General features: G+C 53.7%; 3 protein-coding genes. All 3 read left to right on the top strand.

The features are described from left to right. A partial coding sequence (locus E4680_RS14185) for a hypothetical protein (RefSeq protein WP_205688950.1) occupies nt 1–458 on the top strand: 458 nt, incomplete at its 5' end. 1353 nt (nt 459–1811) lie between these two features. Continuing rightward, nucleotides 1812–2039: a hypothetical protein gene (locus E4680_RS13700; protein ID WP_135282986.1), complete on the top strand. Its 228-nt coding sequence runs from the start codon at nt 1812–1814 to the stop codon at nt 2037–2039. A 40-nt stretch (nt 2040–2079) separates the two neighbouring features. Continuing rightward, nucleotides 2080–2346, top strand: a complete 267-nt coding sequence (locus tag E4680_RS13695) for a hypothetical protein (RefSeq protein WP_135282985.1) — start codon at nt 2080–2082, stop codon at nt 2344–2346. Nucleotides 2347–2371: the final 25 nt, after the last annotated feature.

Raw genomic sequence — 2371 nt, 5'->3', positions numbered from 1 at the left:
AGACCATGCCGAAAGGCAAGGCGGTCACATTGATTGGCGCATTCTGGGAATCGTTCGACAAAGCCGCTCCGACCATTCGCGGGCTTCGGCGGATCAAGGTCACCCGGTCAGAATCTGTACGCATCGCCCGAGGGATCGATACCGGCCTTGCGCCGGTTGATTCATGGGCCGAGAGTGTGAAGGCAGCGCCCAAGGCCGAGAAAGGCAAGGGTGCCGGCGGCGGCCGTAAGCCCCGCCAGCCGGGATCCGCGCCGGCCGGTGCCAAGGGTGCGCCAGCGCCTGGTGTCAAGCCGGGCAAACCGGCCGAGACAGCGCCACTGTCGCCTTGCGTCGGTGCCCGGCAGTTAGTGGCGCAATTGGTGTCATTCTGCCACAATCACAAGTCCAAACTTCCCACGGATTTTCTTCTCGCCGTGGATGACTTGGCCGAAATGGCCAAGGCGCAGCTGAAAAGCTGATAGCCAATAGCCAACCACCCCTGCTTTGGCGGCCTTCGGGCCGCCTTTTTTATGCCCGCCTCGCGGCCGCTGGTGGCCGCTGCGCCACGTTCGCCGCCTACCTGGTACTACCCTACCGGCCCCTGCTGGCATGTGCTCCATGCGCACTCTGGTGGCCGCTGCGCCACGATCGGCCCCTGCCCAGTACTACCCTACCGGCCCATGCTGGCATGCCCGCCCTGCGCGTTCTGGTGGCCGCTGCGCCACGATCGGCCCCTGCCCAGTACTACCCTACCGGCCCCTGCTGGCATGCCCGCCCTGCGCGTTCTGGTGGCCGCCGCCTTGGCCTACTGCTACAACATGCCGCGTGACGATAGTGCAACGGCTGGCATAGGTAAACGACCATCACCACCTAAACAGTTACGTTACATTGTGTAACTTCAAAGCAGTTATTTCTGCAAGTTTTGAAATTCTGTACATTTTTTAACCAATTCTTGGTTTTAACAAGTTTAAAAATAGCCGGCCGCTATAACTGCGCAATAAAACTACATACATTTTCTGCAAGCCGTTGAATTCCCACGGGATTCGGGGTGGAGAACACAAAACGGTTTTTGGTCACGGCGCGGCAAACTCTCCCAAGTGACTGATATATATATATATCTCAAAATAAAATAAAATAGAGGCGTTTTTCTGCTGTTCGTATTCAAGTTGCGCGAGATATGTAAACATGTTGCCACAGTTAAATTCCCAACCGTTGAATAATAACTCCCAAAAACGGGTGAAATGGGGGGTATACACTAAATTTAGTGCATTATTTATCTAGTCCTTGATTCCAAAGGACTTTTTCGCCATTCCATCCCCTCAATTTTTATTACTCTAAAATTTTTCGCCCCGCTCACCGCCCCAACCACCTGGAAAACCCTCACTCAAATTCAAAACCATGCAAAAATACCTAAATCTGAGCATGTTTAAATTTAAACGCGCTAGAATTTACCGCCGCGCAGTTTCCGCAGTCGTGGGAATTTACCGCCAGCGCCAATTTAGAATCTCAATGCCTGCAAAAATAACATTCTGCGCAGAGTTGTAGGAATAGCCGCATTTCGAGCCCTGCCACCAGCCTGCACGCGGTCGCATGTACGCGCTCGCACGCCCACTAAAATAAAAGCGCTTGTTATTTTACGCTCACGGCACGCCCTAGCCGTGGGAGTCTTGCCGCTTGGCACAATTACACTAGGCACTTGACATAAGGTTTTGACTAGCGTACAATGGGTGGTGACAGTGAAGGAGCGGCCTGGCCGGCCCATTGTCACCATGGCGGGGTGAGGTTACATTGTGTAACTTACCCGCTGAACCAGTAACCATAGGAGAGGAAACATGAGCGAGAAAATCTTTGGGCATGATTGGGCGGACATCCAGCGCGCCCAGCAAGGCGGGAGGCTCCACCGCACCATAGACACGTCGAAAAGCCCTTACTCGGCGGATACAGCGGAGCAATTGGACTCTGATGTAAAGTTACTGGAGCAGTACGGCGAAGCTGAGCTGCGAAAAATGGCGTATTTCGGTGTGCTGGATAGACTCAAGCGCGCAGGTTACATTGTGTAACCTACCCTGGCAAACCATCCATCAAGTAGAGGAGAATCACATGAAAATGACGGCGGAACACTACGCAGCCTTGGAGGGGCGCATTGCGCAGATTGTAGCCCAGATACCTGCCCATGTGGACAGCCTGCGCACTGACCCAAGAGTAAAAGATCTGCGTACACGGGTGGTATGGGATGTTTACCATTCAACCAGGATGCACCAACTTTACTCCCCGCAAGAGTGGGATTACTTAGACTCCCACATAGAGACAGCCACCAAACGTGCATTACGCAATCTCGGCGTGGATGTCGGAAATCTGACCAAGTAACGGAGACCAACATGAACGAGATGAC

Source organism: Candidatus Macondimonas diazotrophica, from assembly GCF_004684205.1.
GTDB lineage: Bacteria > Pseudomonadota > Gammaproteobacteria > UBA5335 > UBA5335 > Macondimonas > Macondimonas diazotrophica.
This window is presented reverse-complemented; position numbering and strand designations above follow the sequence as displayed.